The 738-nt window shown below is 53.3% G+C and carries 1 protein-coding gene; it reads right to left on the reverse strand.

What is annotated here, in order from left to right:
- Positions 1-699, reverse strand: a 699-nt coding sequence (locus A3850_RS17065) for a hypothetical protein (protein WP_157501409.1), incomplete at its 3' end; no start/stop codon positions are given.
- Between the last annotated feature and the right edge of the window lie 39 nt (positions 700-738).

The raw sequence follows: 738 nt of genomic DNA on the forward strand, positions 1-738 counted from the left end.
AGCTGTATAGGTAACACAACCCGTGGCCTGATCAAGAATGGCGGTGCCATTTGTAGGCATTTCACAGAACTCGACACTTTCGTAAGGTGCGGAGAGCATGGTGGTGTCCGCACAAACGGTCACCATTTCACCCGGAGGCACGACGACTGGAATCGTGTCGGTCTCGTTCATTGGTACGGAGACCTGGACAATTGTGGTGTCGGTGAAACCGAGGGTATCGGTGACGACCAAGCAGATTTCATCCATTACGCCTTCGTCAGGTCCAGCCGTGTAGGTTACACAACCCGTGGCCTGATCGAGAACGGCGGTGCCATTAGCAGGCATCTCACAGAATTCTACACTTTCGTACGGGGCAGAGAGCATCGTTGTATCGGCACAAACCGTGACCATCTCGCCCGGAGGTACAACTACGGGGATGGTATCATTCTCATTCATAGGTACGGAGACCTGAACGATTGTGGTGTCGGTGAAACCGAGGGTATCGGTAACGACCAAGCAAATCTCGTCCATCACGCCTTCATCAGGTCCAGCTGTATAGGTCACACAACCCGTGGCCTGATCGAGGACAGCAGTACCATTGGTAGGCATTTCGCAGAACTCAACACTTTCGTAAGGAGCTGAGAGCATCGTGGTGTCAGCGCAAACGGTCACCATTTCACCCGGAGGCACGACGACTGGAATCGTGTCGGTCTCGTTCATTGGTACGGAGACTTGGACGATGGTTGTATCAGTGAAACC

The organism is Lewinella sp. 4G2, from assembly GCF_001625015.1.
Taxonomy (GTDB): domain Bacteria; phylum Bacteroidota; class Bacteroidia; order Chitinophagales; family Saprospiraceae; genus Neolewinella.